Source organism: Aeromonas sp. ASNIH4 (assembly GCF_002934425.1).
In the GTDB taxonomy this organism is placed as follows: domain Bacteria; phylum Pseudomonadota; class Gammaproteobacteria; order Enterobacterales; family Aeromonadaceae; genus Aeromonas; species Aeromonas hydrophila.
In genome coordinates this window covers 2465818-2491767 of record NZ_CP026217.1, presented here as the reverse complement: position 1 = coordinate 2491767, position 25950 = coordinate 2465818, and the positions used below count along the sequence as shown (strand labels likewise).

At 60.8% G+C, this 25950-nt stretch carries 19 protein-coding genes; 10 read left to right on the top strand and 9 right to left on the bottom strand.

Annotated features, from left to right (window positions below):
* Window positions 1-47 precede the first annotated feature (47 nt).
* The 5 genes from odhB to C2U40_RS11380 all read left to right on the top strand — a co-directional run bounded on the left by odhB (window position 48) and on the right by C2U40_RS11380 (window position 5019).
* Window positions 48-1235, top strand: a complete 1188-nt coding sequence (odhB, locus tag C2U40_RS11395) for a 2-oxoglutarate dehydrogenase complex dihydrolipoyllysine-residue succinyltransferase (RefSeq protein ID WP_011705800.1) — start codon at window positions 48-50, stop codon at window positions 1233-1235.
* A 223-nt stretch (window positions 1236-1458) separates the two neighbouring features.
* A complete protein-coding gene (sucC, locus tag C2U40_RS11390; protein WP_016350506.1) occupies window positions 1459-2625 on the top strand; it encodes an ADP-forming succinate--CoA ligase subunit beta in 1167 nt (388 codons plus the stop codon).
* Window positions 2625-3497 carry a succinate--CoA ligase subunit alpha gene (gene sucD, locus C2U40_RS11385; protein ID WP_005300222.1) on the top strand — a complete coding sequence of 291 codons (873 nt, stop codon included), beginning with the start codon at window positions 2625-2627 and terminating at the stop codon, window positions 3495-3497. Before sucC ends, sucD begins: the two co-directional genes overlap by 1 nt.
* A 140-nt stretch (window positions 3498-3637) precedes the next feature.
* Window positions 3638-4375 (top strand): hypothetical protein, encoded by a 738-nt coding sequence (locus C2U40_RS26040; RefSeq protein WP_146054339.1) that lies wholly within the window; start codon window positions 3638-3640, stop codon window positions 4373-4375.
* A gap of 188 nt (window positions 4376-4563) precedes the next feature.
* A complete protein-coding gene (locus tag C2U40_RS11380; RefSeq protein WP_029301081.1) occupies window positions 4564-5019 on the top strand; it encodes a YcgN family cysteine cluster protein in 456 nt (151 codons plus the stop codon).
* Window positions 5020-5135: 116 nt separating this feature from the next.
* Here the strand turns inward: C2U40_RS11380 and C2U40_RS11375 are convergent, their stop codons facing one another.
* The 5 genes from C2U40_RS11375 to phnR all read right to left on the bottom strand — a co-directional run bounded on the left by C2U40_RS11375 (window position 5136) and on the right by phnR (window position 11518).
* Complete coding sequence (locus tag C2U40_RS11375; RefSeq protein ID WP_103826764.1) at window positions 5136-6542, bottom strand: FAD-dependent oxidoreductase; 1407 nt, start codon at window positions 6540-6542, stop codon at window positions 5136-5138.
* An 18-nt stretch (window positions 6543-6560) separates the two neighbouring features.
* Window positions 6561-8309, bottom strand: a complete 1749-nt coding sequence (locus C2U40_RS11370) for a putative 2-aminoethylphosphonate ABC transporter permease subunit (protein ID WP_103826765.1) — start codon at window positions 8307-8309, stop codon at window positions 6561-6563.
* Window positions 8306-9400, bottom strand: coding sequence for a putative 2-aminoethylphosphonate ABC transporter ATP-binding protein (locus C2U40_RS11365; protein WP_103826766.1), 1095 nt, complete (start codon window positions 9398-9400; stop codon window positions 8306-8308). The genes C2U40_RS11370 and C2U40_RS11365 overlap by 4 nt, the downstream gene beginning before the upstream one ends.
* Window positions 9401-9670: 270 nt before the next feature.
* Window positions 9671-10690, bottom strand: a complete 1020-nt coding sequence (locus tag C2U40_RS11360) for a putative 2-aminoethylphosphonate ABC transporter substrate-binding protein (RefSeq protein WP_103826767.1) — start codon at window positions 10688-10690, stop codon at window positions 9671-9673.
* A gap of 120 nt (window positions 10691-10810) precedes the next feature.
* Window positions 10811-11518 carry a phosphonate utilization transcriptional regulator PhnR gene (phnR, locus tag C2U40_RS11355; protein ID WP_181014688.1) on the bottom strand — a complete coding sequence of 236 codons (708 nt, stop codon included), beginning with the start codon at window positions 11516-11518 and terminating at the stop codon, window positions 10811-10813.
* Between the two features lie 266 nt (window positions 11519-11784).
* Between phnR and phnW the strand changes: the two genes are divergently transcribed.
* Genes phnW through phnX form a run of 3 tightly spaced genes read left to right on the top strand, consistent with a single transcriptional unit; the run spans window position 11785 to window position 15180 of the window.
* Entirely contained in the window at window positions 11785-12927 is a 1143-nt protein-coding gene (gene phnW, locus C2U40_RS11350) for a 2-aminoethylphosphonate--pyruvate transaminase (RefSeq protein WP_103826769.1), read from the top strand.
* Window positions 12924-14348, top strand: coding sequence for an aspartate aminotransferase family protein (locus C2U40_RS11345; protein WP_103826770.1), 1425 nt, complete (start codon window positions 12924-12926; stop codon window positions 14346-14348). Before phnW ends, C2U40_RS11345 begins: the two co-directional genes overlap by 4 nt.
* Window positions 14341-15180, top strand: coding sequence for a phosphonoacetaldehyde hydrolase (gene phnX / locus C2U40_RS11340; RefSeq protein ID WP_103826771.1), 840 nt, complete (start codon window positions 14341-14343; stop codon window positions 15178-15180). The genes C2U40_RS11345 and phnX overlap by 8 nt, the downstream gene beginning before the upstream one ends.
* 123 nt (window positions 15181-15303) lie before the next feature.
* Here the strand turns inward: phnX and pflB are convergent, their stop codons facing one another.
* The 4 genes from pflB to sugE form a co-directional block, all read right to left on the bottom strand.
* Complete coding sequence (gene pflB, locus C2U40_RS11335; RefSeq protein WP_016350517.1) at window positions 15304-17586, bottom strand: formate C-acetyltransferase; 2283 nt, start codon at window positions 17584-17586, stop codon at window positions 15304-15306.
* 45 nt (window positions 17587-17631) lie between these two features.
* Window positions 17632-18480, bottom strand: a complete 849-nt coding sequence (gene focA / locus C2U40_RS11330; RefSeq protein ID WP_011705812.1) for a formate transporter FocA — start codon at window positions 18478-18480, stop codon at window positions 17632-17634.
* Between the two features lie 380 nt (window positions 18481-18860).
* Complete coding sequence (gene ycaO / locus C2U40_RS11325) at window positions 18861-20621, bottom strand: 30S ribosomal protein S12 methylthiotransferase accessory factor YcaO (protein ID WP_103826772.1); 1761 nt, start codon at window positions 20619-20621, stop codon at window positions 18861-18863.
* A 127-nt stretch (window positions 20622-20748) separates the two neighbouring features.
* Window positions 20749-21063 carry a quaternary ammonium compound efflux SMR transporter SugE gene (gene sugE, locus C2U40_RS11320; RefSeq protein WP_011705814.1) on the bottom strand — a complete coding sequence of 105 codons (315 nt, stop codon included), beginning with the start codon at window positions 21061-21063 and terminating at the stop codon, window positions 20749-20751.
* A gap of 339 nt (window positions 21064-21402) precedes the next feature.
* Here sugE and asd point away from each other — a divergent pair, with 339 nt between their 5' ends.
* A complete protein-coding gene (asd, locus tag C2U40_RS11315; RefSeq protein WP_103826773.1) occupies window positions 21403-22518 on the top strand; it encodes an aspartate-semialdehyde dehydrogenase in 1116 nt (371 codons plus the stop codon).
* Window positions 22519-23130: 612 nt separating this feature from the next.
* Entirely contained in the window at window positions 23131-25908 is a 2778-nt protein-coding gene (locus C2U40_RS11310) for a M16 family metallopeptidase (protein ID WP_103826774.1), read from the top strand.
* Window positions 25909-25950: the final 42 nt, after the last annotated feature.

Sequence of the window (25950 nt, the reverse complement as noted above, 5' to 3'; positions counted from 1 at the left end):
ACTCTGGAACAAGCCTGCTGGCCAAGAAGTAACAAGGAACTGATTAGATGACTATCGAGATCAAAGTACCGGACCTGCCGGAATCAGTGGCGGATGCCACCATCGCCACTTGGCACAAGAAACCGGGTGATCTGGTTGCCCGTGATGAAGTGCTGGTCGACATCGAGACCGACAAGGTCGTGCTGGAAGTGCCGGCGCCGGAAGCCGGCGTGCTGGGCGACATCCTGCAAAGCGAAGGGGCCACCGTGCTTTCCCGCCAGCTGATCGCCATGCTCAAGCCTGCCCCGGTGGCCGGCGAAGAGACTAAGGAAAAGCCGGTCGAAGCGGTGGCCGATGACGCTGCCGATGGCCTGAGCCCCTCCGTGCGCCGCCTGGTGGCCGAGCATGACATCGACGTCGCCAAGCTGACCGGTACCGGTAAGGGCGGTCGCGTCACCAAGGAAGACGTGGAAGCCTTCATCAAGGGTGGCAACAAGCCTGCCGCCGCCCCGGTTGCCGCTGCAGCCCCGGCTGCGCCGGTCGCTCCGCTGGCCGGTCGCACCGAAAAGCGCGTGCCCATGACCCGTCTGCGCAAGCGCATCGCCGAGCGTCTGCTGGAGGCCAAGAACACCACCGCCATGCTGACCACCTTCAACGAGATCAACATGGCGCCCATCATGAAGCTGCGCAAGCAGTACGGCGAGATCTTCGAGAAGAAGCACGGTATCAAGCTCGGCTTCATGTCCTTCTACGTGAAGGCAGTGGTGGAATCCCTCAAGCGCTACCCGGAAGTGAACGCGGCGCTGGACGGTGACGACATCGTCTACCACAACTACTTCGACGTCAGCATCGCCGTCTCCACCCCCCGTGGTCTGGTGACCCCGGTGCTGCGTGACTGCGACAACATGAGCCTGGCCGACATCGAGAAGGCCATCAAAGACCTGGCCGGCAAGGGCCGTGACGGCAAGCTGACCGTGGATGAACTGACCGGCGGCAACTTCACCATCACCAACGGTGGCGTATTCGGCTCCCTGATGTCCACCCCGATCATCAACCCGCCCCAGAGCGCCATTCTGGGCATGCACAAGATCCAGGACCGCCCCATGGCCGTCGACGGCAAGGTCGAGATCCTGCCGATGATGTACCTGGCGCTCTCCTACGATCACCGCATCATCGACGGCCGCGAGTCGGTGGGCTTCCTGGTCTCCATCAAGGAGCTCTTGGAAGATCCGACCCGTCTGCTGCTGGACGTCTAAAGAAATCGGCCGGACCGGCAAGCCCTCGGGCTTGACGGCTCGCGCCACAAGCTTGCCGCCGGACTTCCCGTTCGGCGGCAAGCGGGGGTCAACCCGGCCCCGACGGAACGTCTGAGTGAAAGTGAAATTAGAAAGATAACGAGGGGCCACCTTGGCCTCTTTCACAGGGGATTGAGAAACACGAGCCCCGGACGGAAATACCTACAACACGGATAGAGCATCTATGAATCTGCATGAATATCAGGCAAAACAGCTGTTTGCCGAGTATGGCCTGCCGGTCTCCGAAGGTTATGCCTGTGCCACCCCGCAGGAAGCGGCCGAAGCGGCCGACAAGATTGGCGGCAACACCTGGGTCGTCAAGTGCCAGGTCCACGCCGGTGGCCGCGGTAAAGCGGGCGGCGTCAAGCTGGCCAAGAGCAAGGACGAGATCCGTGCCTTCGCCCAGAACTGGCTCGGCAAGAACCTGGTGACCTATCAGACTGACGCCAACGGTCAGCCAGTCACCAAGATCCTGGTGGAATCTTGCACCGACATCGCCAAGGAGCTCTATCTGGGCGCCGTGGTTGACCGTGGCTCCCGTCGCGTGGTCTTCATGGCCTCTACCGAAGGTGGCGTGGAGATTGAAAAAGTCGCCCACGAAACCCCGGAACTCATTCACAAAGCCGCCATCGATCCGCTGGTAGGCCCGCAGCCTTATCAGGCCCGAGAGCTGGCCTTCAAACTGGGTCTGGTCGGCGAGCAGATCAAGCAGTTCACCAAGATCTTCATGGGTCTGGGTCAAATGTTCCTGGACTGCGACTTCGCCCTGCTGGAAATCAACCCGTTGGTGATCACCGCCCAGGGCAACCTGCACTGCCTGGACGGCAAGATCAACATCGATGCTAACGCCCTGTACCGTCAGCCCAAGCTGCGCCAGATGCACGATCCGTCCCAGGATGACCCCCGCGAAGCGCACGCCGCCCAGTGGGAGCTCAACTATGTGGCGCTCGATGGCAACATCGGCTGCATGGTCAACGGCGCGGGTCTGGCCATGGGTACCATGGACATCGTCAACCTGCACGGCGGCTCACCGGCCAACTTCTTGGACGTCGGCGGCGGCGCCACCAAGGAGCGGGTGACCGAGGCGTTCAAGATCATCCTCTCCGACAGCAAGGTACAAGCCGTGCTGGTCAACATCTTCGGCGGCATCGTGCGCTGCGACATGATCGCGGAAGGCATCATCGGTGCCGTCAAGGAAGTGGGGGTGAAAGTGCCCGTGGTGGTGCGTCTGGAAGGCAACAACGCCGAACTGGGTGCCCGTAAACTGGCCGACAGCGGCCTCAATATCATCGCCGCAACGAGTCTGACTGACGCAGCTCAGCAAGTGGTAAAAGCAGCGGAGGCCAAATAATGAGCGTTCTGATCAACAAAGACACCAAGGTGATCTGCCAGGGCTTTACCGGCGGTCAGGGCACTTTCCACTCCGAACAGGCGATTGCCTACGGTACCCAGATGGTCGGCGGCGTCTCCCCGGGCAAGGGTGGTACCACTCACCTGGGCCTGCCGGTGTTCAACACCGTCCGTGACGCCGTGGAAGCCACCGGCGCCACCGCCTCCGTCATCTATGTACCGGCCCCGTTCTGCAAGGACGCCATCCTGGAAGCCATCGATGCCGGCATCAAGCTCATCGTCACCATTACCGAAGGCATCCCGACCCTGGACATGCTGGACGTCAAGGTGAAGCTGCAGGAAACCGGCGTGCGGATGATCGGGCCCAACTGCCCGGGCGTCATCACCCCGGGTGAGTGCAAGATCGGCATCATGCCGGGCCACATCCACAAGCCGGGCAAGGTGGGCATCGTCTCCCGCTCCGGCACCCTGACCTATGAAGCGGTCAAGCAGACCACGGACGAGGGCTTCGGCCAGTCCACCTGCGTCGGTATCGGTGGCGACCCCATCCCGGGCTCCAACTTCATCGACATTCTGGAGATGTTCCAGAATGACCCGCAGACCGAAGCCATCGTGATGATCGGCGAGATCGGCGGCAACGCCGAGGAAGACGCGGCGGCCTACATCAAGGCCCACGTCACCAAGCCGGTGGTCTCCTACATCGCGGGTGTCACCGCTCCGGCTGGCAAGCGCATGGGTCATGCGGGCGCCATCATCGCCGGTGGCAAAGGCACCGCGGCCGAGAAATTTGCCGCCCTGGAAGATGCCGGCGTGAAAACCGTGCGCTCGCTCGCCGATATCGGCAAAGCCCTGCGCGAAGTGACCGGCTGGTAAGTCCTTTCAGCCCGTTATCTCTAATAAAAAAGCCGCCCGATGGGCGGCTTTTTTATGTTGTTTTTCATTTGATTTAACACCAGTCTATATTTATTACACTTTGTAAGTTGATGCTGAGTTTATGAAGCACAACATACGATATGAGTAATATTGGAATGGGGTGGATGATGGAGATAATAATTTGGATTTTTATATTTCTCTTTGTAATTGGATTTTTTTCGTCAGAAAAAATGAAGGATGGAAATGATAAAGCAAAACCATTTAAATTAAATCGTGATACACAACAAAAAACTGATAATAATGTTTCTCAATTTTCCAGTGTAGATTCAATTCTAGGAACGGCAGTAGACGGATTAGAGACATTTAACACCACAATTGGTGAATTAAATGACTATGTTCGCCTTCACAGTGAAGTGCAAAAAGCAGTGTCGTCGCTTGAACAAACGTGTTCTTTCGAAAAAATGGCCATTACCACATGTTTGGAAATGGCCAAAAATGAATTGTCAATTGAAGACCGATTTGCTAATGACGAACAGGGTAGAAAGCGGTTTGATGCGAATTTAGCCAGAATGAAAGAGGCGGTTAGTTCTTCTAAACAGTCCTACGAATCTCATTTATGCATAGATCTGATCTATACAAGCGAACCTCATTCAGAACAAAAAATTGAGGATGCCATACAACATAAATATAAAGATATGGTGGAGTGTTACACAGAATTTCTGAATAAAACCACACAGGGGTTAAAGGAAAATCCTCGCCTGCGAGTTTTATTTGAGATGCAAATGAAAAAGTATGAACCCGATCTTTTGATGCGTATTCATTGTTTTGAAGCAGGTGGCGAGTGGCGCTACATCAGAAGTTTTAGAGTGTACAAATAAGCTGTATTTTGGATTAATGTTCTAATTAGGTAGTAGTTCTCTATTTGAAACATGGAGATGGGAAAAGAGAGAAATACCTCACAGACTCATGGACCGTCCCTGTAATGTTGATCTTCACCAACCTTGAAAAATCGGGCCATAGGGCGTATAACCACGCGCTTGTCAGTGTATTGAGTGAGCCACCTTTTATGCAGCAGAGTGAACCCGTGCAGAACGCCCCCTTTTGGCAGGTAAAAAGCCTGCAACAGATGACCATGACGGAGTGGGAGTCCCTGTGCGACGGCTGCGGCAAGTGCTGCCTGAACAAGCTGATCGACGAGGACACCGAGGAGCTGGTGTTCACCAACGTGGCCTGCAACCTGCTCAATACCAAGACCTGCCAGTGCTCCGACTACGGCAACCGCTTTAAAAAAGAGCCGGACTGCCTGCAGATCACCCACGACAAGATTGCCGAATATGACTGGCTGCCCTCTACCTGTGCCTATCGCCTGCTGGCGGAGGGACAGACTTTGCCTGAGTGGCACCCGCTGATCACCGGCAGCCGCAGCGCCATGCACCAGGCCGGTCAGTCGGTGCGCGGCAAGGTGGTGCACGAGGTGGATGCCGGCGACTGGATCGATCACATCATTACCTGGGCCAGCTAACGCCAGGCCTGTCTATCGGGTCAGCCGCGAGCCGTACCAACCGCGAAGGGGTAGGGGAGTCATCACTCTCCTGCCCCTTCGGCTTTTTGGCTTTTTCCTAAGCGCTGCGAAGGCGCCTATTTGTCCGCCTTGCCAGCCGCATCGGCAAGTTTGGCCAGCTGTTTGTCATACCAGGCCACCGGACGGTTCTCATCTTCCGCCCGCTCTTTACGCCGGATGGCGTTGCGCACCGCCATGGCGCCCAGCCAGCGAAATGGCTCGGGCGGAAAATAGCCGCGCGGGCCGCTGACCAGCGCGCAGTCGCGCCACGGCTTGTCCTCCTCCCGCACTTCATCGCGCACCAAAGCTGCCAGGATCTGGCCGCCGATCCAGCTTTGCGCCACCCCGTTGCCGGAATAGCCGAGGCCATAGACAACGTTGGGCTGCCCTCGCCAGTGGCCGAAGAAGGGGAGGCCATCTACCGAGCGGTCGGAGGCGCCGCACCAGCTGGCGGCGATGGGCACCTCCTTGAGCGCCGGAAAGAAGCGGCGCAGGGTGCGGGTGAGGGGGACAAGATAACGACTGGGGGCATCGAACTCGGCCAGATGGCGGTTGGCAAAGGCGAAGGTGTTGCCCCCCTTGCCCAGCATCAGCCGCCCTTGCGCAGTGGATCGGTAGTAATGGACAAAGGTGCGGCCATCCACCACGGAGCGGCCGTGCGCAAGCTGCTGGGCGGCCAGTGCATCCGGCGCGGGGTCGGTTATCACCATATCCGAGGAGACCAGCACTATGCTGCGGCGAAACTCGCGAAAGTGCGCCGTCATAGCGCTGTTGAGGGCCAGCACCACCTTGCGGGCGCGCACCTCACCCTGTGGCGTCTGCACCCGCGCAGGCTGGCCCCCTTCGAGGCGCTGCATGGGGGAGCCTTCATAGACTTCGACCCCCAGCTTCCGCGCCACCCGCAGCAGGCCACGCACCAGCAGCGCCGGCTGCACCGAGCCCGCGTGGGGGCTGTAGAGCCCCTCCAGATGGACGTGGGAGCCGCTCTGGCTCGCCAGTTCACCCTCTGCAATTACCTGCCACTGGTTAAGGTCGGTGCGCTGTAGCTCCCGCAACACCGGCTCCATCAGGCCGCGCTGGGCCTCGCTGGTGGCGGTGTAGCAGGTGCCCTCGACTCTCAGATCCGCCTCTATGTGGTGCTGTTCGCAGAAGCGGGCGATTTCGTGCACCGCCTGCTCGGAGCCTTGCACCAGCCAGGCAGCCTGCTCTTCGCCAAAGAGGCGCTTTAACGTCAGGTATTTGGCCGACCAGGTGAGCAGGCAGCCGCCGTTGCGCCCGGAGGCGCCGCTGCCGCAGCGATCTTTTTCCAGCACCATGATGCGTAAGGCAGGCTCAGCCTGTTTAAGGGTGATGGCGCTCCACAGCCCGGTAAAGCCGCCGCCGACGATGCAGACATCGACCTCGTGGATGCTGTGAAGTGGCGTGGGGGGCGCGGGTTGTTCGGCGGCGAGGGCTTCGGCCAGCCAGAAGGGGAGAGTGGACATGATGACTCCTCGACAAGGTTATGGGTAGCGCCAGCGCTGGGTGCGATCCAGCAGGGCGCGGCTCAAAAAGAGCTGGAGCAGCTTGACGGTGGCGGCGGCCAGCAGGATCAAGGTGGCCATGGCGGCAGCAGCGGCGGTATCGCCGGAATCCTCCATATTGAGCACGGCGATGGAGGCGAGCACGCTGTCGCTCGAATAGAGGAAGATCACCGCCGAGGTGGTGGTCATGGCGTTGACGAACAGATAGATAAAGATCTCCAAGATCGCTGGCAGGGAGGTGGGCAGGGTGACTCGCCAGAACGCCTTCCAGAGCGGAATGCGCAATGAGATGGCCACCAGCTCCAGCTCCTTGGGCAACTGCTTGAGGCTGGTCAGGGCCGTCATATGACCCACGGTGTAGTAGTGGATGACGCAGGAGAGCACCATCAGCGGCAGGGTGCCATAGAGAGTGCTGTAGAGGCTGCCAAAGAGCGGATTGCCGTTGAAAAAGAAGATGTAACCCAGCCCCAGCACCATGCCGGGTACCGCCAGCGACAGCATGGCGAGCAGATGCAGCAACTGGCGCAGCCATGCGAAGTGGCGCCCCTTCTCCTGTGCCCAGGCCAGCACCATCACCAGCACGGTACCGATAAGCGCGGTATAGAGGCCCAGCTGCAAGGTGTTGGTAAAGGGCTGCCAGCCATAGACGCTGTTGCTGTCAAAGGCGTAGTGATCCAGCGTGAGCCCAAGGTTGTAGGGCCAGAACTGCACCAGGGAGCCGTAGACCGCCATGCCCACCAGCGCCAGAAACAGCAGGGCCCAGAGCGTGCACCAGCCGAGCGCCAGAAGATCCCGCAGCCGATGGGGCCTGGGGCGATAGGGCACCGCCTTGGTGTTGCTCTGCTCTTGCATCTTGCTGCGCACCCTGTGCTCCAGGGCAAAGCTCAACAGTGCCGGCAGCAGCAGGGTGACGCTGGCAACGGCGCCCAGCGAGAAGTTCTGCATCCCGATCACCTGCCGGTAGATGTCGGTGGCCAGCACGCTGTACTGGCCGCCAATCACTTTGGCCACCCCGAAGTCGCAGATGGTGAGGGTAAAGACCGCGATGACGGCGCTGAGCAGGCCATAACGGGCGGTGGGCAGGGTGACGGTGACAAAGGTGCGCCAGCCGCTGCTGCCGAGCACCCGGGAGGCTTCATAGAGGCGGGCATCGCTCTGGCCCAGCGCCGTGATCAGGATCATCAGGGCGTGGGGAAAGCACCAGAAGCCCAGACCGATAACGATACCGATGGGGCCGTAGATGCTCTCGCCGCCGAGCAGCCCCTTGGCGATCCCCTGATTGCCAAACCAGTAGACCAGACTGATGGCGGGCAGCAGGGAGGGCATCAACAGCGGAATAAGGCCAATGAGGCGAAACAACCCCTTGCCCGGCATGCAGGTGCGGGTGAGGGCATAGGCGTAGCCAAAGGCGATGGTCACCACCAGCGCGGTGATCAGCACCCCGAGCCAGAGGGTGTTGCCGATGGTGCGCCCCAGATGCGGGGAGTCGAAGTAGGCGCTGAAGTTGGCAAGGCCTACCCAGAGGCCGTTCTCATCCTGCAGGCTCTTTTGCAGCATGGTGAGCAGCGGCAGCAAGAGGCCCCCCACCAGCAGAGCGATGCCAAGCACCAGCAGGATCAGTTGCAGCAGCTGATCCCGGCTCCAGCCGCGACACAGCCGCTGCCAGCGGGCGTCTTGCCGGGCGGTCGCTGGCAGCAACAGGGAGGAGGTCGCGAAGGGGGCCGTCATGGGCGCTCTCCTTCAAACAGCTGCATCGCCCCAGCGGGCCAGTGCAGTGAGCAGCGCATGCCGCTGCGCCAGCCACCCTGTTCGTGGCGTGGCAGCTCGTGGGTCGGGCGCTCCACCAGAATTGGCTGCGGGCCCAGATAGGTGTCGGCGGTGCAGATAAGGCGCTGGGCGGCGCCGAGAAATTCCACCTGATCGATGGTTGCTTCAACGCCATGTTGCCCAAGATACGGCTCGCTCGGCGCACTTAGCGTGATTGCCTCGGGGCGGATCGCCACCTGCAATTTGCTGCCGGCGGCGGCCCGGTTGGTGAGTTGCAGCGGCTGCTCGTTGAGGCGCACCTGAGTGGGGCTGAGCACCAGGGTGTCGAGGAAGTTCATGGTGCCGACGAAGCTTGCCACGAAGCGGCTGGCAGGCTGGTGGTAGATCGCCTGCGGAGTACCCACTTGCACGATGCGGCCGCCCTCCATCACCACGATGCGATCGGCCATGGTCAGCGCCTCTTCCTGATCGTGGGTCACCATGATGGTGGTGATGCCAAGGCGCTGCTGCAAGGCGCGGATCTCGCTGCGAAGGTGGGTGCGTACCAGCGCATCCAGCGCGCTGAGCGGTTCGTCCAGCAGCAACAGGCCGGGGGAGAGGGCCAGTGCCCGGGCCAGCGCCACCCGCTGCTGCTGGCCGCCGGAGATCTGGCTCGGGTATTTATGGGATTGGGCAGTGAGATCCACCAGTTCCAGCCAGTGATCGACCCGCTCCTTGATGAGATCCCGCGCCAGCCCCTGATTCTCAAGGCCGAAGGCGATGTTCTGGGCCACCGTCAGGTTGGGGAAGAGGGCGTAGGACTGAAACACGATGCCAAAATCGCGCTGCTGGGGCGGCAGCTGGGAGATATTGAGCCCCCCTTGCCAGATCTCGCCGCTGTCCGGCAGATCCAGCCCGGCGATGGCTCTGAGCAAGGTGGTCTTGCCGCAGCCGGAGGGGCCGAGAAAGCAGATGAACTCCCCCGGCTCAATGGTCAGAGAGATCCCCTTGAGGGCCTGAAAAGCACCGAACTGCTTGTTGAGATGTTGAATGTCCAGATAGGGCTGGGTCATGGTTCGACTCGCTACTGATTTGGTATATACCAGTTTGAGGGTGAAGTGTGACGGTCAGGTGATCGGGGGATGACAGCTTGATGACAGTCAGATAACGAGGGGGCGCCAGCAGCTGGCTTGGCAGCGTGTGGATGGGTGAGGCGTTGCTAATTCAAGGCAATACAAACTCGGGAAGTTAAAACCAAAAAACGAAGGCCAACACCTGTTGGCCTTCGACTGGCAGTTTATTGGCTGCGGTGTGTGGCGTGAACAAACCGCTGCCCTTCACGCTTACTGCTTGGCTTCGGTCTTGCCGTCGAAGCTGGCACTCCACTGGGCCAGGATGGTGTTGCGCTCGCGGGCAGCCCAGCCAAAGTCGTTGTCGATCATCTGGCCCTTGATGTTGGCGGGATAGCCGGCTCTGGGCTTGGCTACCTCCGGGATGGCGACCACGGCGAACGACTTGTTGTAGAGGGCGTTGGCCTGTTCGGTGGCGGCAAAGTCGAGCAGCTGTTTGGCGGCCTCCAGCTTGGGGGTGCCCTTGATGATGGCGGCGGCTTCCATATCCCAGCCCGAACCCTCTTTCGGGAACACCACCTCAATGGGAGCCCCCTTGGCCTTGAGGCTGGTGGCCGGGAAGTCGAAGGAGATACCGATCACCGTCTCGCCGCTGGCGGCCAGCTTGCAGGGGGCGGAGCCCGAGTGGGTATAACGGTCAATGTTCTGGTGCAGGCCGTCCATGAATTGCCAGCCCTGCTGTTCGCCCATGGTCTGGAGCCAGCCAGCGACGCTCAGGTAACCGGTGCCGGAGGAGCTGGGGTTGGGCATGATCACCTTGCCCTTGTAGATGGGCTTGGTGAGATCGGCCCAGCTGGTGGGTGCCGGGATCCCCTGTTTTTCCGCCTCTACCTTGTTGAAGCAGATGGCGCTGAAGAAGGCGTCCAGACCGATCCAGTGCGGCTCGGCCTTGCTGTCGCGAAAGCGGCTGTCGAGCTTGTCCAGCCCTTTCGGTGCATAGGCATTGAGCATCTGCTGCTGATCGAGTTGCATCAGGCTGGTAGCCGCCAGTCCCCATACCACATCCGCTTTGGGCTGGGCTTTTTCCGCCAGCAAGCGGGCGGTGACCACGCCGGTGGAGTCACGCACCCACTTGATGTTGATATCCGGATGCTGGCGCTCGAACGCGGTTTTCAGCTCGCTGAGCTGCTCCGGTTCGAAGGCGGTATAGACGGTGAGATCGGTTGCGGCCAGTGTCGGGGTGGTCATGGCAGCCAGCACGGCGGCGGCCAGCAGATGGATTCCCTGTTTCATCCTCTTCTCCATATAAGTTGGCTTGGTATAAACCAGATTGGTCGAGAGAGAGGCTAGGGTTTTTTTATGACGTGACCGTGACAGCCCCGTGACGTTTTGCTGTCCCTGATTTGTCCGCGACTAATCCTGGGTATCCACCTCGATCTCCAGACTGTCGTGGCGCCAGTACTCCAGATCGAAGTCGAGCACCCGGCCGTGCTGATCGAAGTTGAGTCGCTCGAGGCGCAGGGCGGGCAGACCGGCGGTGGCCCCCAGTGCCTTGGCCACCTCGTCCGGCAGGGCGGTGGGGAAGAAGCGCACCTGCATGCGGGCGTAGTGGAGATCGTAATGGGCCTGGTAGATCTCGGTCAGACTGCCGTTGAGATCCAGCTCCAGCAGGCCCGGTACCCGCTCTGGCAGGCAGTGGTTCTCGCAGTAGCAGATGGCGCGCCCGTTGGCATAGCGCAGCCGTTTGAGCAGAAACAGGCTGTCGAACGGTTTGAGCTGCAACTGCGCCATCAACGCGGGCGGCACTGCCTGGCGGCTTTTCTCCAGCAGCTCGGTGCGCGGCTCGCCCCCTTGCTCCCGCACTATCTGGTGAAAGTTGGAGGTGCGTCTGGGGTTCAAGCGAAAGCGCGGCGGTGTGACGAACCAGCCGCGGCGATCCTCCCGATAGATAAGGCCATTGGCCTCCAGCTGCACCAGTGCCTCGCGGATGGTAACCCGGGTGGTGCCATAGAGTTCCCCCAGCAGCCGCTCGGAGGGGAGCTTGTCGTTGGGGGTCAGACCCCCCGCCAGGATCTGGTTGGCGAGGGCATCCTTGATCTGCAGGTATTGGGGTTTGCTCATGAAAATCCCTGGTTTTGCAATAAGTTGTGCAATGAGTTGGGCAATGGACTGGGCACAGGGCAGGTCATCTGCCCGGTCGTTACACGGCAACATCAACATACGTTGGTAGATACCAGAATCGCCCCTGTTGTTCAGGCTTCCTAGATTATCGCGATCCCTGCGCTGAAAATGAATTTTTTGTTGCACGTAGCGCCACCCCTTTGACCTTGGCGGGGCAGTTACACACAATGCGCTCATTCTGGTATATACCAAAAAGGAGCGAAGTCATGACCCATATTCCTGCGGCCCCCGCCGCCATCGATTACCTGCTGCTGACCCCGGGCCCCCTCTCGACCACCGCGACGGTGCGCGCCGCCATGCTGCAAGACAGCTGTACCTGGGATGCGGACTACAACCAGGGGGTGGTGGAGCCCATCCGCCGCGAGCTGGTGCGCCTCGCCACTGGCCCTGAATATGAGAGCGACTACAGCGCCGTGCTGCTGCAAGGGAGTGGCAGCTATGTGGTGGAGAGCGTGCTGGGCTCGGCGATAGGTAGCGATGAGTGTCTGCTGATCATCAACAACGGCGCCTACGGTGCCCGCATGGGGGAGATGGCCCGCTGTCTTGGCCTACGCCACTATGAGCTGGACTGCGGCGAGACCACCCGCCCGGAACCCGCCGCCATCGAGGCGATGCTGGTGCGCCACCCCGAGATCACCCACTTGGCCATGGTGCACTGCGAGACCACCACCGGCATGCTCAACCCCCTTGAGGAGGTGGCTGCGCTCTGCCAGCGCCGCGGCATTCGCCTTATCGTCGATGCCATGAGCAGCTTTGGCGGTATCCCCATCGACATGGGGCGCCTTGGCATCGAGTTTCTCATCAGCTCCGCCAACAAGTGCATTCAGGGGGTGCCGGGCTTTGGTTTCGTCATCGCCCGCCGCGCCGCGCTCACGGCCTGCGCCGGTCGCGCCCGCTCTGTCTCCCTCGACCTGCATGCCCAGTGGCAGACCATGGAGCAGCAGGGGGGCAAGTGGCGCTTTACCTCGCCCACCCATACCGTGCTGGCCTTTGCCCAGGCCCTGCGCGAGCTGGAAGAGGAGGGGGGCATTGCCGCCCGCCATCAGCGCTACCGCGAGAACCAGCGCACCCTGGTGACGGGGATGGCTGCCCTCGGCTTTGCGCCGCTGCTGCCCGAGCAGTGGCAATCACCCATCATCACCGCCTTCTACTCTCCGGCCCATCCTGACTACCGCTTCGCCGACTTCTACCAGCGGCTCAAGGCGCAGGGTTTTGTCATCTATCCGGGCAAGGTCTCTCAGGCCGACTGCTTTCGCATCGGCAATATCGGTGACGTGACGCCAGCGCGGGTGCGCTGCCTGCTCGCCGCCATGGCCAGCGCCTGCTACTGGCAAGGGGACGCGCGATGACGAGCCAAGCGCCTCAGGGTTGCGTTCAGCACGACCATAAGCTGCACGGCAGCGGCCGCGCCGACAGCGAAGGGGATATCAACCTCGGTGAGGGACGAACGCGCTGGTGGGCGGGCCAGAGTGAAGATGTACAGGCCGGATTGGCGGAAGATAGCCGCTACTTCCTCCATCAGGCGCTCTCCACCCCCTGTCTGGATATGATTGAGCGCGCGCAGGGGAGCTGGCTGACCAGCATATCGGGCGCGCGTTACCTCGATTTTCACGGCAACAGCGTCCATCAGCTGGGCCACGGCCACCCCAGGGTGGTGGCCGAGGTGCAGCAGCAACTCGCCGATCTGCCGTTCGCACCCCGCCGCTACACCCATCAGGTCGCTATCGACTGTGCCCGCACCCTGGCTGAGCTGGCCCCCGGCGATCTCAACCGGGTGCTGTTCGCCCCCGGTGGCAGCGAGGTGGTGGGGATTGCCCTGAAGCTTGCCCGCTTTATTACCGGCAATAGCAAGGTGGTGTCCCTCTGGGATGCCTTTCACGGCGCCTCCCTCGATGCCATCTCGGTCGGCGGTGAAGCCTGTTTTCGCGCTGGCATGGGCCCGCTGATGGCCGGGGTGGAGCGCATCCCGCCTCCCACCCGCTATCGCGGTGTCTGGTATCGCGGGGAGGGGGATGACCTGCACTATGCCGATTATCTGGAGTACGTCATCGAGAAGGAGGGGGGAATAGGCGCCTTTATCGCCGAGCCCATCCGCAATACCGATGTGCAGGTGCCCTCGAAGGCTTACTGGCAGCGGGTGCGGGAGATCTGCGATCGCCACAAGGTGCTGTTGATCGTCGACGAGATCCCCAACGCGCTGGGCCGCACCGGCCACTGGTTCAGCTTCGAGGAGTTCGGCATCGAGCCAGACATCATCTGTCTGGGCAAGGGACTGGGGGGCGGGGTGGTGCCGTTTGCCGCGCTCATTACCCGCGACCGCTTCAATCAGGTGGTGGCTATTTCGCTCGGCCACTACACCCACGAGAAGAGCCCCATCGGCTGTGCGGCGGCTCTCGCCACGATAGAGACAATCCGCGAAGCTGGATTGTTGGTAAAAGCGCAGGAGGATGGCCGCTTTATGGCGCGCGAGCTTGCGGCGCTTGCCGCATGTCACCCGCTGATCGGCCAGGTGCGCGGCATCGGTCTTTTGTGGGCGCTCGATCTGGTGGTCGATCACCAGAGTCGAAAGCGCAATAGCCAGGCCGCCGAGCGGCTGCTCTACCGCTGTCTGGAGCTTGGGCTCAGCTTCAAGGTTTCCCAGGGCAACGTTATCCAGCTCTCGCCGCCGCTCAATATCGCCCGCGCCGATCTGGTGCGCGCCATCACCATTCTCGATCGCGCCTTGGGCGAGATCGCGCTTTCACCGAAACAGGAACATCACCATGACTGACTTGCAGATTGCCATCGACCCGGCCACCGACGTAGAGGCGCTGATCCTCGATTGGGCCGGTACCGTCGTCGATTTCGGCTCCTTCGCCCCCACCTCCATCTTCATCGAGGCCTTCGCCCGCGCCTATGACTTTCCGGTGACCCTGGATGAGGCGCGCCAGCCCATGGGGCTGGGCAAGTGGGACCATATCGCTGCGCTAGGCCGTCTGCCCTCGGTGGATGCGCGCTGGCAGGCCCGCTTCGGCCACCCCATGAGCCACGCCGAGGTGGACCATCTCTATCACACCTTTATGCCGCTGCAGATTGCTGCGGTGACCCGCTTCGCAGACCCCATCCCCGGTGTGCTGCCGGTGCTGGATGCTCTGCGGGGGCAGGGGATGAAAATCGGCTCCTGCTCCGGTTACCCCCGCCCGGTGATGGAGACGCTGGTACCTGCGGCGGCCGATCACGGCTACCGCCCGGATCATTGGGTCGCTACCGATGATCTCAAGGCAGGCGGTCGCCCCGGCCCCTGGATGGCGCTGGCCAACGTGATTGAGCTGGGAGTGAGCGCGGTGCATCGCTGCATCAAGGTGGATGACGCCGTGCCGGGCATCAGCGAAGGGTTGAACGCTGGCATGTGGACGGTGGGATTGTCGGTCTCCGGCAACGAGTTCGGCGCCACCTGGGAAGCGTTTGCCGCCATGAGCGAGGCGGAAATCGCTGCCCGGCGTAGACCGGCGGAGGCCAAACTGCGGGCGGCAGGGGCGCACTATGTGATCGACACTCTGGCGGATATCGCCCCGGTTATCGCCGATATCAACCGCCGCCTGGCGGCAGGAGAGCGGCCCTGAACAAGGTGGGATGAGAGGAGGGCAGTGCCGGCCTTGCCGGCAGGTTTTCAGGCCTATGCTCCCTGACTATCAGGCATAAAAAAACCGGCGCCTTGGCGCCGGTTTTTGTTCACCGAGACTCTATTACAGAGAAGCGGTGAAGGTACGGGTGATGACGTCTTGCTGTTGCTCTTTGGTCAAAGAGTTGAAGCGAACGGCATAACCGGATACGCGGATGGTCAACTGCGGATATTTTTCCGGGTTTTCCATGGCGTCCAGCAGCATTTCACGGTTCATCACGTTGACGTTCAGGTGCTGACCACCTTCCAGGTTGGACTCATGGTGGAAGTAACCATCCATCAGACCGGCCAGGTTGGCTTTCTGGGCTTCCATGTCTTTACCCAGCGCGTTCGGCACGATGGAGAAGGTATAGGAGATACCATCTTTGGCGTAAGCGAACGGCAGCTTGGCAACGGAAGTCAGGGAAGCAACGGCACCCTTCTGGTCACGACCGTGCATCGGGTTGGCACCCGGGCCGAACGGCGCACCAGCGCGACGGCCATCCGGGGTGTTACCGGTCTTCTTGCCGTACACCACGTTGGAGGTGATGGTCAGCACGGACTGGGTAGCCACGGCACCACGGTAGGTGTTCAGCTTCTGAATTTTCTTCATGAAGCGCTCAACCAGGTCGCAGGCGATGTCATCGACGCGAGCGTCGTTGTTACCGAACTGCGGGTATTCGCCTTCGATTTCGAAGTCGATGGCAACGCCATCTTCGTCACGAACCGGCTTGACCTTGGCGAACTTGATGGCAGACAGGGAGTCAGCTGCTACGGACAGACCGGCGATACCACACGCCATGGTGCGATAGACGTCACGGTCGTGCAGCGCCATCAGAGAGGCTTCGTAGCTGTACTTGTCGTGCATGTAGTGGATGATGTTCAGCGCGGCAACGTATTGCTTGGCCAGCCAGTCCATGAAGTGATCCAGACGATCCATCACATCGTTGTAGTCGAGGTACTCGGACTTGACCATTTCGGTCTTCGGACCGACCTGGATCTTGAGCTTCTCGTCCATACCGCCGTTGATTGCATACAGCATGGTCTTGGCCAGGTTGGCACGGGCACCGAAGAACTGCATCTGTTTGCCGACGATCATCGGGGACACACAGCAAGCGATGGCGTAGTCATCGTTGTTGAAGTCCGGACGCATCAGGTCGTCGTTCTCGTACTGAACAGAAGAGGTCTCGATGGATACCTTGGCGCAGTACTTCTTGAAACCGACCGGCAGCTTCTCGGACCACAGGATGGTCAGGTTCGGCTCAGGGGACGGGCCCATGGTGTACAGGGTGTTCAGCATACGGAAGCTGTTCTTGGTGACCAGGGTACGGCCATCAACGCCCATACCAGCCAGGGTCTCGGTAGCCCACATCGGGTCGCCGGAGAACAGTGAATCGTATTCCGGGGTACGCAGGAAGCGAACCATACGCAGCTTCATGACCATGTGGTCCATCAGCTCCTGGGCTTCTTGCTCGGTGATCAGGCCTTTCTTCAGGTCACGCTCGATGTACACGTCCAGGAAGCTGGAAGTACGACCGAAGGACATGGCGGCACCGTTCTGGGACTTGACTGCCGCCAGGTAGGCGAAGTAGGTCCACTGTACGGCTTCTTTGGCGTTTTTGGCCGGTACGGAGATATCGCAACCGTACTTGGCAGCCATTACCTTCATCTGTGCCAGGGCACGGTGCTGCTCGGAGATCTCTTCGCGCAGACGGATGGTGGCTTCCAGGTTGACACCGTTTTCCAGGTCGGCCTGCAGGGACTTGAACTGGGCCAGTTTGTCGGCCATCAGGAAGTCGATACCGTACAGGGCAACACGACGGTAGTCACCGATGATACGGCCACGGCCATAGGCATCCGGCAGACCGGTGATGACGCCGGACTTGCGGCAGTTCAGGATGTCTTTGGTGTAAACGTCAAACACGCCCTGGTTGTGAGTTTTGCGGTACTCGGTGAAGATCTTCTCGACCATCGGGTCCAGCTGACGACCGTACACTTCGCAAGAGGTCTTGACCATCTTGATACCGCCGTTGGCGATGATGGCGCGCTTGAGCGGCTTGTCGGTCTGCAGACCAACGATTTGCTCCAGGCTCTGATCGATATAGCCGGCATCGTGAGCGGTAATGGTGGAGGGCAGGTCGGTATCAAAATCGACCGGCGCGTGGGTGCGGTTCTCGATCTTGATGCCTTCCATGACCTTGTCCCACAGCTTGGTGGTAGCTTCGGTCGCGCCAGCCAGGAAGGACTCGTCACCTTCATACGGGGTGTAGTTCTTCTGGATGAAGTCACGGGTGTTGACAGAGGTCTGCCATTCACCGGCCGCGAAGCCTTCCCATGCTTTTTGGAACTGTTCGTTAAGTTCTGCCATTTTCATTACCTCACACGGTATTGATGTAGTATCCCGCAATCATCCTTAATGATGACGACGGAAGATAAACCAGTAAGTCAGACCAACCATGACGCCACCACCAATGATATTACCTATGGTGACGGGAATGAGGTTGTGTAGGACGAAGTTGGATACGGTCAGGTCGGCAAAGGTCGCCGGGTCCTGGCCGATGGCCTGCCAAAATTCCGGGCCTGCTACCGCATGGATAGCGATACCGACCGGGATCATAAACATGTTTGCGATGCTGTGCTCAAAACCGGAGGCCACGAACATGGCGACGGGGAGCAGCATGACCATCACCTTGTCGGTCGCACTGCGGGCGCCGAACGCCATCCACACGGCCAGACACACCATGAGGTTGCAGAGGATACCGAGGGCAAGGGCCTCGAAGAAGGTATGGTGGATCTTGTGCTGGGCCACCTTGAGGGCGTTCAGACCCCACTGACCATCTGCCGCCATGTACTCGGCCGACATGATGATGAGGCCGACGATGATGAGACCGCCGATGAGGTTGCCGAAGTAGACCAGTCCCCAGTTCTTGAACAGCTGGGCCCAGGTGATGCGGTTGGCCGCCTTGGCCACCAGAGTCAAGGTGGTGGAGGTGAACAGCTCGGCACCGAGCAGCACGCAGAGGATCAGACCCAGTGCGAAACAGAGACCGCCGACCAGCTTGCTGAGGCCCCAGGCCACATTGCCGGCACCGGTAGTCACCGTGATGAAGAAGACGAAAGCAATGGCGATGAAAGCGCCTGCGGTGATGGCCAGGGGGATGACCTTGTATGCAGGCTTGGTGGCCTTGGCATAGGTGATATCTTCTGCCAGTGCAGCGATGGCTTCTGGCTTGAGACAATCAAAGGGAGATTCTGCTTTCAATTCTCATGTACCTGATGTTTTGCCTGTGGAAATCATAACAAAGGGCCAGATCGTCAAAATTGACTCCGATCAAGAATTGCAGATTGTGAATGTAATTTTACTACAAAAATTTGAGTCCTCCGGCAGCGTTGCTTTACACCAGGTTTCAGCTGAAACATAAATGCTGATTTTTTAATGCAATGATTTTAAACAATTTATTTTTCATCGCCTAAAAATGGTACTGGCAAGGCATCTTTGCATCTCCCCAGCATTCTCTGCCCCGGCTTGGCAACCCCCTAAGAGGTATTTTTTGTTTTTTATTTCATCTTTGAATAACAAATCGCCTCTCTGGCGACCATAAAGCAAAAGGGGCCATCAGGGCCCCTTCACATACTACCACATCAGCCCCATGAGTGGGCTCGTTTGGCCTTCTGCAGCTTCTCATAGGCTGCCAGCAGCTTCTGATGCAGCGGGAACTGGCTGAGGGACAGGTCGGCAGCTTCCAACCCGTGGAAGCGCGCTTCACCACTGGCGTGGGCCCAGGCCTGTGCCAGCGTCTCTTCACCATACATGCGGGTGAACACGGCGCGGTACTGCTCGGGGTCGCGATCCTCATCCAGGAACAGCTCGACGCAGGCGCGCAGGGCACGGTAGTAGTTGGCACGATCGGCCGGGAACACCGACTGGTTGAACTCCATGGTCCAATCGATGAGATCGAGCGCCGTGTCGAGTTCGCCGGCGGCCAGTGCCAGCATGGCTTTCAATTCGCCCACCCGCAGGGTGTGCAGGGCGGTGCCCTTGGCGGCGGCGATGCCGAGCAGCTCGCGCACCCGGGTGCGCTCGTCGTGACCCTCTTCATCCAGCTGGTCGAACAGCGCCATGTACTGCTCTGCATCCCACTCCAGCGCCGGCAGCGCCAGGATGGTCTCCCGCAGGTGGGCACCCATGGTGTTGTTGGCCAGCAGCAGGTCTTCGGCCGGATAGATGTCGGACATGCCGGGCACCAGGATGCGGCAGGCGTAGACGCCCAGGTGCTCGTAGTCGGCGATGTAGACCGGCTGCTCCAGCTCGTGGAAGATGCCGATCAGGTGGTCGAACTCCTCTTGCGAGGTGCCGCGGAAGTCCCAGTCGGCAAACTCGAAGTCCGCATCCTGCTTGAACAGATCCCAGCTGATGAGGCCGGAGGAGTCGATGAAGTGGGTTTCCAGGTTGTGGTGATCCGCCACCTGCTCGTTGTCGAACGAGGGCGGCACGAATACATCCAGATCCTTGAGGCTGCGGCCCTGCAGCAGCTCGGTGACGGTGCGCTCGAACGCCACTTCGAAGCGCGGGTGGGCGCCGAAGGAGGCAAAGCAGGTACCGTTGCTCGGGTTGAGCAGCACCACGCAGATGACCGGGTAGCGACCGCCGAGCGACGCGTCGAAGCTGTAGATGGGGAAACCTTCGGCTTCCAGCGCATCGATGGAGGCCTTGATGCCGGGGTAACGGGCGATCACCTCGCTCGGGATCAGCGGTAGGCTGAGGGCCTCTGCGATGATCTTGTTCTTCACGTGGCGCTCGAACACCTCCGACAGCCCCTGGGTGCGGGCCTCGGTGCGGGTGTTGCCGGCGCTCATGCCGTTGGAGACATACAGGTTGCCGATGATGTTCATCGGGATGTAGACGGTCTGGTGATCAGACTGACGCTCGAAGGGCAGGGCGACGATGCCGCGCTCTTCGTTGCCGGATTGCAGATCCACCAGCATGTCGGCGGTCACTTCACCGTCCGGGTTGTAGAACTTGCGGGTGAAGCTGTCGAGCAGACCGGCGGGCAGCTGATCCCCTTCGATGGGGAACCACTTCTCGTTCGGGTAGTGAACGAAGTCGCCATTGGCGACCTGCTCGCCCAGATAGAAGTCGGCGAAGAAGTAGTTGGTGGAGAGACGTTCGAAATATTCACCAAGGGCGGAGGCGAGCGCCGCCTTCTTGCTGGCACCCTTGCCGTTGGTGAAACAGAGGGAGCACTCCTTGTCCCGGATGTGCACGGACCAGACGTTGGGCACGGGGTTGAGCCAGGAGGCCTCTTCGATATCAAACCCCAGGGCTTGCAGCTTGGTCTGGAAGCGTTCGATGGAGTCTTCCAGCGCCGCGTCCTTGCCGGGAATAAAAGTGTGGTCGGTCATCACGATATCCTGATTTTTATTGGCTCATGTTTGGCCGCAGATAATAGCAGGGGTCGGCGCGTTTGGCAGGCAAAAAACGGGGCTCATGCCCCGTTTTGCTCTCCATTCAGCCGAGCTCGGTCACGGCTCAGCCGATGAATTTCAGACCCAGGATCCCGCCGATGATCAGCAGCAGACAGAGCACTCGGGCGAGGGTGGCCGGTTCGTTGAACAGCCAGATCCCCATCAGCACGGTGCCGACCGCGCCGATGCCGGTCCAGACCGCGTAGGCGGTGCCAAGGGGCAACTGTTTGACCGCCATGGCGAGCAGCAGCACGCTTACCCCCATGGCAATCAGGGTCAGCAGGGTGGGCAGGGGACGGCTGAAACCGTCGGTGTATTTGAGGCCGATGGCCCAGGCGACCTCGAACAGGCCGGCCAACAGCAAGAGCAACCAGGACATAAGGCAGATTCCGCAGGAAGCAGGGTCGTCCCTGCGTATCAGGAGGCCTCGAGGTCGTCCCCGAGGGGCAGCGGGGCTGCCGGTCGGTCTCAATGATGCCCCAAGTTGTAGCGGGATGCCAACCGGCTGCCCGCAGGTCGGCCAGGCTGACGGATATTGCAGCGAACGGCACAGAATATTGCGCAATTCGACTTGCGCCCGCCGTCACAATCCGTAATGTGGACAGACACATTTTTCGCAACCCATATTTTGTGAACCGCTTGTAAACGGCCCGCGCCGGACAAGGGATCACGGGTATCACACTCGGTTTCTATAAGCAGCTATCCAGGGTAGGACATTATGAAAAAAGTAGGTTTGGTCGGTTGGCGTGGCATGGTGGGTTCGGTGTTGATGAGCCGGATGCAGGAAGAGAAGGATTTTTCCCGCATTCAGCCCACCTTCTTCACCACCTCCCAGGCCGGTGAGGCCGCCCCCAATTTCGGCGTCGATGCCGGCACCCTGCAGGATGCCTTCGACATCGAGGCGCTGGCCGCACAGGACGTCATCATCACCGCCCAGGGCGGCGACTACACCAAGGATGTCTATCCGCGCCTGAAAGCCGCCGGCTGGCAGGGCTACTGGATTGATGCCGCCTCCTCCCTGCGCATGGAGAAGGACGCTGTCATCATCCTGGATCCGGTCAACGGCGACGTCATCGACCATGCCCTGAACAACGGCATCAAGACCTTCGTCGGCGGCAACTGCACCGTCAGTCTGATGCTGCTGGCCCTGGGTGGCCTGTTCAAGGCCGATCTGGTGGAGTGGGTGAGCGTGGCCACCTATCAGGCCGCCTCCGGCGGTGGTGCGCGCCACATGCGCGAGCTGGTCACCCAGATGGGCCTGCTGCGCGATGAAGTGGCGGTGGAGCTGGCGGATCCCGCCTCCGCCATCCTCGACATCGAGCGCAAGATCACCGAGAAGACCCGCTCCGGCACCCTGCCGGTGGACAACTTCGGCGTGCCGCTGGCCGGTGGCCTCATCCCCTGGATCGACACCAAGCTCGACAACGGCCAGAGCCGCGAAGAGTGGAAGGGTCAGGCCGAGACCAACAAGATCCTCGGCATCGAAAACGCCGCCATTCCGGTGGATGGTCTGTGCGTGCGCATCGGCGCCCTGCGCTGTCACAGCCAGGCCTTCACCATCAAGCTGAAAAAAGATGTGCCGCTGGCGGAAATCGAAGCCCTGCTGGCTGCCCACAACGACTGGGTCAAGGTGATCCCCAACGATCGCGACATCACCGCCCGCGAGCTGACTCCGGCTGCCGTCACCGGCACCCTCAGCATCCCGGTCGGTCGTCTGCGCAAGCTCAACATGGGCCCGGAGTACCTGGCCGCCTTCACCGTGGGTGACCAGCTGCTGTGGGGCGCCGCCGAGCCGCTGCGCCGCATGCTCAACATCCTGCTGGATCGCGGTTGATCCGGTTGCACCCAGCATGAACAGGGGGCCGCGGCCCCCTGTTTTTTTGCGCCTTTGCCACCCAGGCCGGCCGTGAGTGCAAAAAGGGTGGGCTGGCGAGTGATGCCAGCAAGGCGCCTGCCATCCGCTTGTTATTAATGGCATCAATATTGACTAATCGCCTGGCTTATTTTTTCGTGACTCAATAACGGCAGACTTATTTCCCATCAGCGGTCGAAACGCCATACCGACGATATTTTCCGGCACTGTTAATCGGCACGGTTAACACGGTTAAGTTAACACGGTTAAATAGTGCCGTTCAGGCTATTCAAAGGCGTTGACGGATGGGCCAGATATATACCTTGTTACAAAAGCACGTCTGTTGCTGATATCCCTTCGGGGCTTGATTGATTACACTGACGGCCACGGCCGGGTTGCAGGCTGCCAGCCTTTGGCAGCTGCATTGACTGGCTCGGGGCAGACTTTGCTGCCGGCAAAAATATTATTCATGTCATCAATAATGCGAGGCGCCTGCAGAGTGCTGTCGCCATTTTTTCGTTGTTGCGCGCTGGATATGGATGACGCGCAGCGACCGCCAATAATAATGTTCAGGTTTGAAAATTGGGAAATAACATGAGAGTCGTGTGGAGTTTGCTCTATTTCTTCAGTGTCTTGGCCTTGGCCAGCCCGGTGCTGGTCAAGGAGCAGAAAAAAGTGGCCGATCCGCTGATCGTGCCCTATCAGCAATATCGGCTCGACAATGGCCTGACGGTGATCCTGACCCAGGATCACTCCGATCCCCTGGTGCACGTGGCAGTCCACTACCGGGTTGGGTTGCCGGAAGAGGCCCCCGGCCAGTCCGGGCTGGCCCATCTGTTCGAACACATGATGTTTCAGGGCTCGGCCCACGTGGGGGAGGAGGGCTACATCCGGCTGCTGCAACAGGTGGGCGGGCGCAACATCAATGGCCTGACCTCCCGGGATCAGACCCGCTATTACCAGACGCTGCCAGCTAATCAGCTGGAGAAGGTGCTCTGGCTGGAGGCGGATCGCATGGGGTTTCTGCTCGATACCCTCTACCAGCAGAAATTGGAGGCCAAGCGCGACATCGCCAAGAACGAGCGAGCCACCCTGGTGGATGCTGCTCCTTACGGCCGGGTGCTGGAAGCACTCAACCGCACTCTCTACCCCCCTAATCACCCCTATTTCAACACGCCGTTTGGCCGGGTGGCGGATCTGGATCGCCTCACTCTGGAGGACGTTCGCCAGTTTTTCCTGCGCTGGTATGGGCCCAACAACGCCACCCTGGTGATCGGTGGCGACATTCAGCCGGCCCAGACCCTGGCCTGGGTCGAGCGCTATTTTGCCGCGCTGCCTCCGTCACCAACCCAGACAAGCCCGGTGGTGCGTCCGGTGACGCTGAAGAAGAGCCGCTATCGCACCCTGGTGGATCGGGTCAGCGAGCCCATGCTGGTGCTGGCCTATCCGACCGTCTCCGCCCGCGAGCCCGACTTCGAGGCCCTCGATCTGCTGGCGGATCAGCTGGGGGGCTCGGCCAGCGGCCTGTTGCAGCGACAACTGCAGCAAAGTGGCCGGCTGGTCTCGGTGACGGCCAGACAGGAGTGTGGCGTACTGGCCTGCATGCTGGTGATTGAGGCGGTGCCCAATCTGGCCAAAGGGGGCGAGCTGGGTCCCATCAAGGCGGAGATCGACCGGATCGTCGGCCAGCTCGCCAGCGATGGCGTCTCCCGCGAGCAGCTGGCCCACTCGGTCAATGCCCAACGGGCCCTGCGGATCTGGCCGCTGGACAGCGTGGCCGGCAAGGTGGAGCAGCTGGCCACCGGCCACACCCTGTTTGCGGACCCCAACTTCCAGTACCGCAACCTCAAGCGCATCGCCAGGGTGACGCCGGCCGACCTGCAACGGGTGTTGACGCGCTATGTGTTGAACAAGCCCAGGGTGGTGCTGAGCGTGGTGCCGGCCGAGCACCCTGAGTGGCAGGCGGGCAGACCCAACTTTGTCGAGCCACCCCCCTTGCCGCTGACCCGGCTGACCCCCTCTTTGCTGCCTCATGTCATCAAGGAGACCCTGGACCGGCGCCAGGAACCAGCCAGTGGTGGCGCCTTGCCGGTGCCCATGCCGACCCTGTGGCAGGCCAAGCTGGGTGAGCGGATCTCCCTGCTCGGCCACTACAGCGACGAGGTGCCGGCCTTTGCCATGAGCATCAGCTGGCCGGGCGGTGAGCGGGCCGAACCCGAGGGCAAGGGCGGGGTCGCCACCCTGGCCGACGCCATGCTTTTCCTTGGCAGCGAGCAACTGCAGGCGGCCAGCATCGAGGAGCGGGCCCGCCAGCTGGGGGCCAGCATTCGCTTCAACCATGGGGAGGGGCGCAGCTACGTCGAGATCGAGGGGCTCACCTCCCATTTTGACGAGACGCTGGCCCTGGTGCGGGAGTTGGTGCAGCAGCCCGCCATGCGCGTAGCCGATTTTGAGCGCAGCCGCTTTGATCATGTCCAGTGGTTGCAACAGCTGATGCAAGATCCCCAGTGGCAGGCGGACTGGCAGTTCGGCGCCCTGCTCGAGGGGCGCAAGCGGCCGGATCTGCTGGCCAGTGTGCGCGCGCTGACGCTCGACGATGTGCGTCACTTTTATCAGTCGGTCTATCGCAGCGGGGAAGCCCAGGTGGTGGTGAGCGGGGATCTGGCCCAGGAGCGGGTGATGAAGGCCCTCGGCTTTCTGGTCGAGCCTGCCGGTCAGCCGCCGGCCCTGCACTCTCTGGATTGGCGCGGTCAGCAGGCCAAACGGGCCATCTATCTGCTGGACAATCCCGGGGCGGCGCTCAGCCAGATCCGGGTGGGGCGGCGCGCCATGGCGGAAGATGCCTTCGGCGAGCACTACCTGACCCGGCTGATGAATGTGTCCCTCGCCGAGCGGCTGCACATCCGGCTGCGCGAGGAGCTGGGTTACACCTACTTTATCGACGCCGCCTTCGATGGCAATGCCGATGCGGGCCATTTCCTGCTGCAAAGCAGCGTGCGCAGCGGGGTGACCGGGGCTGCCCTGCGGCAGATCCTGCAGGAGCTCGACAAGTATCAGCGGCTGGGGCCGACCCGGCTGGAGGTGCGTACCCTGCGGGATCGGGTGCTCAATGGTCAGGCGCTCGATTACGAAACGTTGCCGCAGGAAATGGAGTACATGCTGCCCATCCTGCTCAAGGGGTGGCCGGAGGATTATGTGGAGCAGCGGGTGCAGCAGGTGAGCCGGCTCTCTCCCTTTACCCTGCGTGAGCTGGCTCGCCGCTGGCTCGATCCCGACGACATGGTGATCCTGGTGGTGGGGGATGCCAAGACGCTGGCTCCCGAGCTGGCCGCGTTGGGCTGGCCGGTGCAGCGCCTCTCTGCCACGCCTTAAGCAGGGTTGCCCCTATCGGGCGACGGCCGCAAGCAAAACAGC

What these genes read in the sequence shown, in the direction of transcription:
- phnR (WP_181014688.1), bottom strand. Translation starts at nt 11,518, where the DNA reads ATGAGCAAACCCCAATACCTGCAGATCAAGGATGCCCTCGCCAACCAG.
- sucD (WP_005300222.1), top strand. Translation starts at nt 2,625, where the DNA reads ATGAGCGTTCTGATCAACAAAGACACCAAGGTGATCTGCCAGGGCTTT.
- C2U40_RS11310 (WP_103826774.1), top strand. Translation starts at nt 23,131, where the DNA reads ATGAGAGTCGTGTGGAGTTTGCTCTATTTCTTCAGTGTCTTGGCCTTG.
- C2U40_RS11370 (WP_103826765.1), bottom strand. Translation starts at nt 8,309, where the DNA reads ATGACGGCCCCCTTCGCGACCTCCTCCCTGTTGCTGCCAGCGACCGCC.
- C2U40_RS11345 (WP_103826770.1), top strand. Translation starts at nt 12,924, where the DNA reads ATGACGAGCCAAGCGCCTCAGGGTTGCGTTCAGCACGACCATAAGCTG.
- phnX (WP_103826771.1), top strand. Translation starts at nt 14,341, where the DNA reads ATGACTGACTTGCAGATTGCCATCGACCCGGCCACCGACGTAGAGGCG.
- C2U40_RS11360 (WP_103826767.1), bottom strand. Translation starts at nt 10,690, where the DNA reads ATGAAACAGGGAATCCATCTGCTGGCCGCCGCCGTGCTGGCTGCCATG.
- odhB (WP_011705800.1), top strand. Translation starts at nt 48, where the DNA reads ATGACTATCGAGATCAAAGTACCGGACCTGCCGGAATCAGTGGCGGAT.
- C2U40_RS26040 (WP_146054339.1), top strand. Translation starts at nt 3,638, where the DNA reads ATGAGTAATATTGGAATGGGGTGGATGATGGAGATAATAATTTGGATT.
- C2U40_RS11380 (WP_029301081.1), top strand. Translation starts at nt 4,564, where the DNA reads ATGCAGCAGAGTGAACCCGTGCAGAACGCCCCCTTTTGGCAGGTAAAA.
- asd (WP_103826773.1), top strand. Translation starts at nt 21,403, where the DNA reads ATGAAAAAAGTAGGTTTGGTCGGTTGGCGTGGCATGGTGGGTTCGGTG.
- C2U40_RS11365 (WP_103826766.1), bottom strand. Translation starts at nt 9,400, where the DNA reads ATGACCCAGCCCTATCTGGACATTCAACATCTCAACAAGCAGTTCGGT.
- C2U40_RS11375 (WP_103826764.1), bottom strand. Translation starts at nt 6,542, where the DNA reads ATGTCCACTCTCCCCTTCTGGCTGGCCGAAGCCCTCGCCGCCGAACAA.
- sugE (WP_011705814.1), bottom strand. Translation starts at nt 21,063, where the DNA reads ATGTCCTGGTTGCTCTTGCTGTTGGCCGGCCTGTTCGAGGTCGCCTGG.
- pflB (WP_016350517.1), bottom strand. Translation starts at nt 17,586, where the DNA reads ATGGCAGAACTTAACGAACAGTTCCAAAAAGCATGGGAAGGCTTCGCG.
- sucC (WP_016350506.1), top strand. Translation starts at nt 1,459, where the DNA reads ATGAATCTGCATGAATATCAGGCAAAACAGCTGTTTGCCGAGTATGGC.
- ycaO (WP_103826772.1), bottom strand. Translation starts at nt 20,621, where the DNA reads ATGACCGACCACACTTTTATTCCCGGCAAGGACGCGGCGCTGGAAGAC.
- phnW (WP_103826769.1), top strand. Translation starts at nt 11,785, where the DNA reads ATGACCCATATTCCTGCGGCCCCCGCCGCCATCGATTACCTGCTGCTG.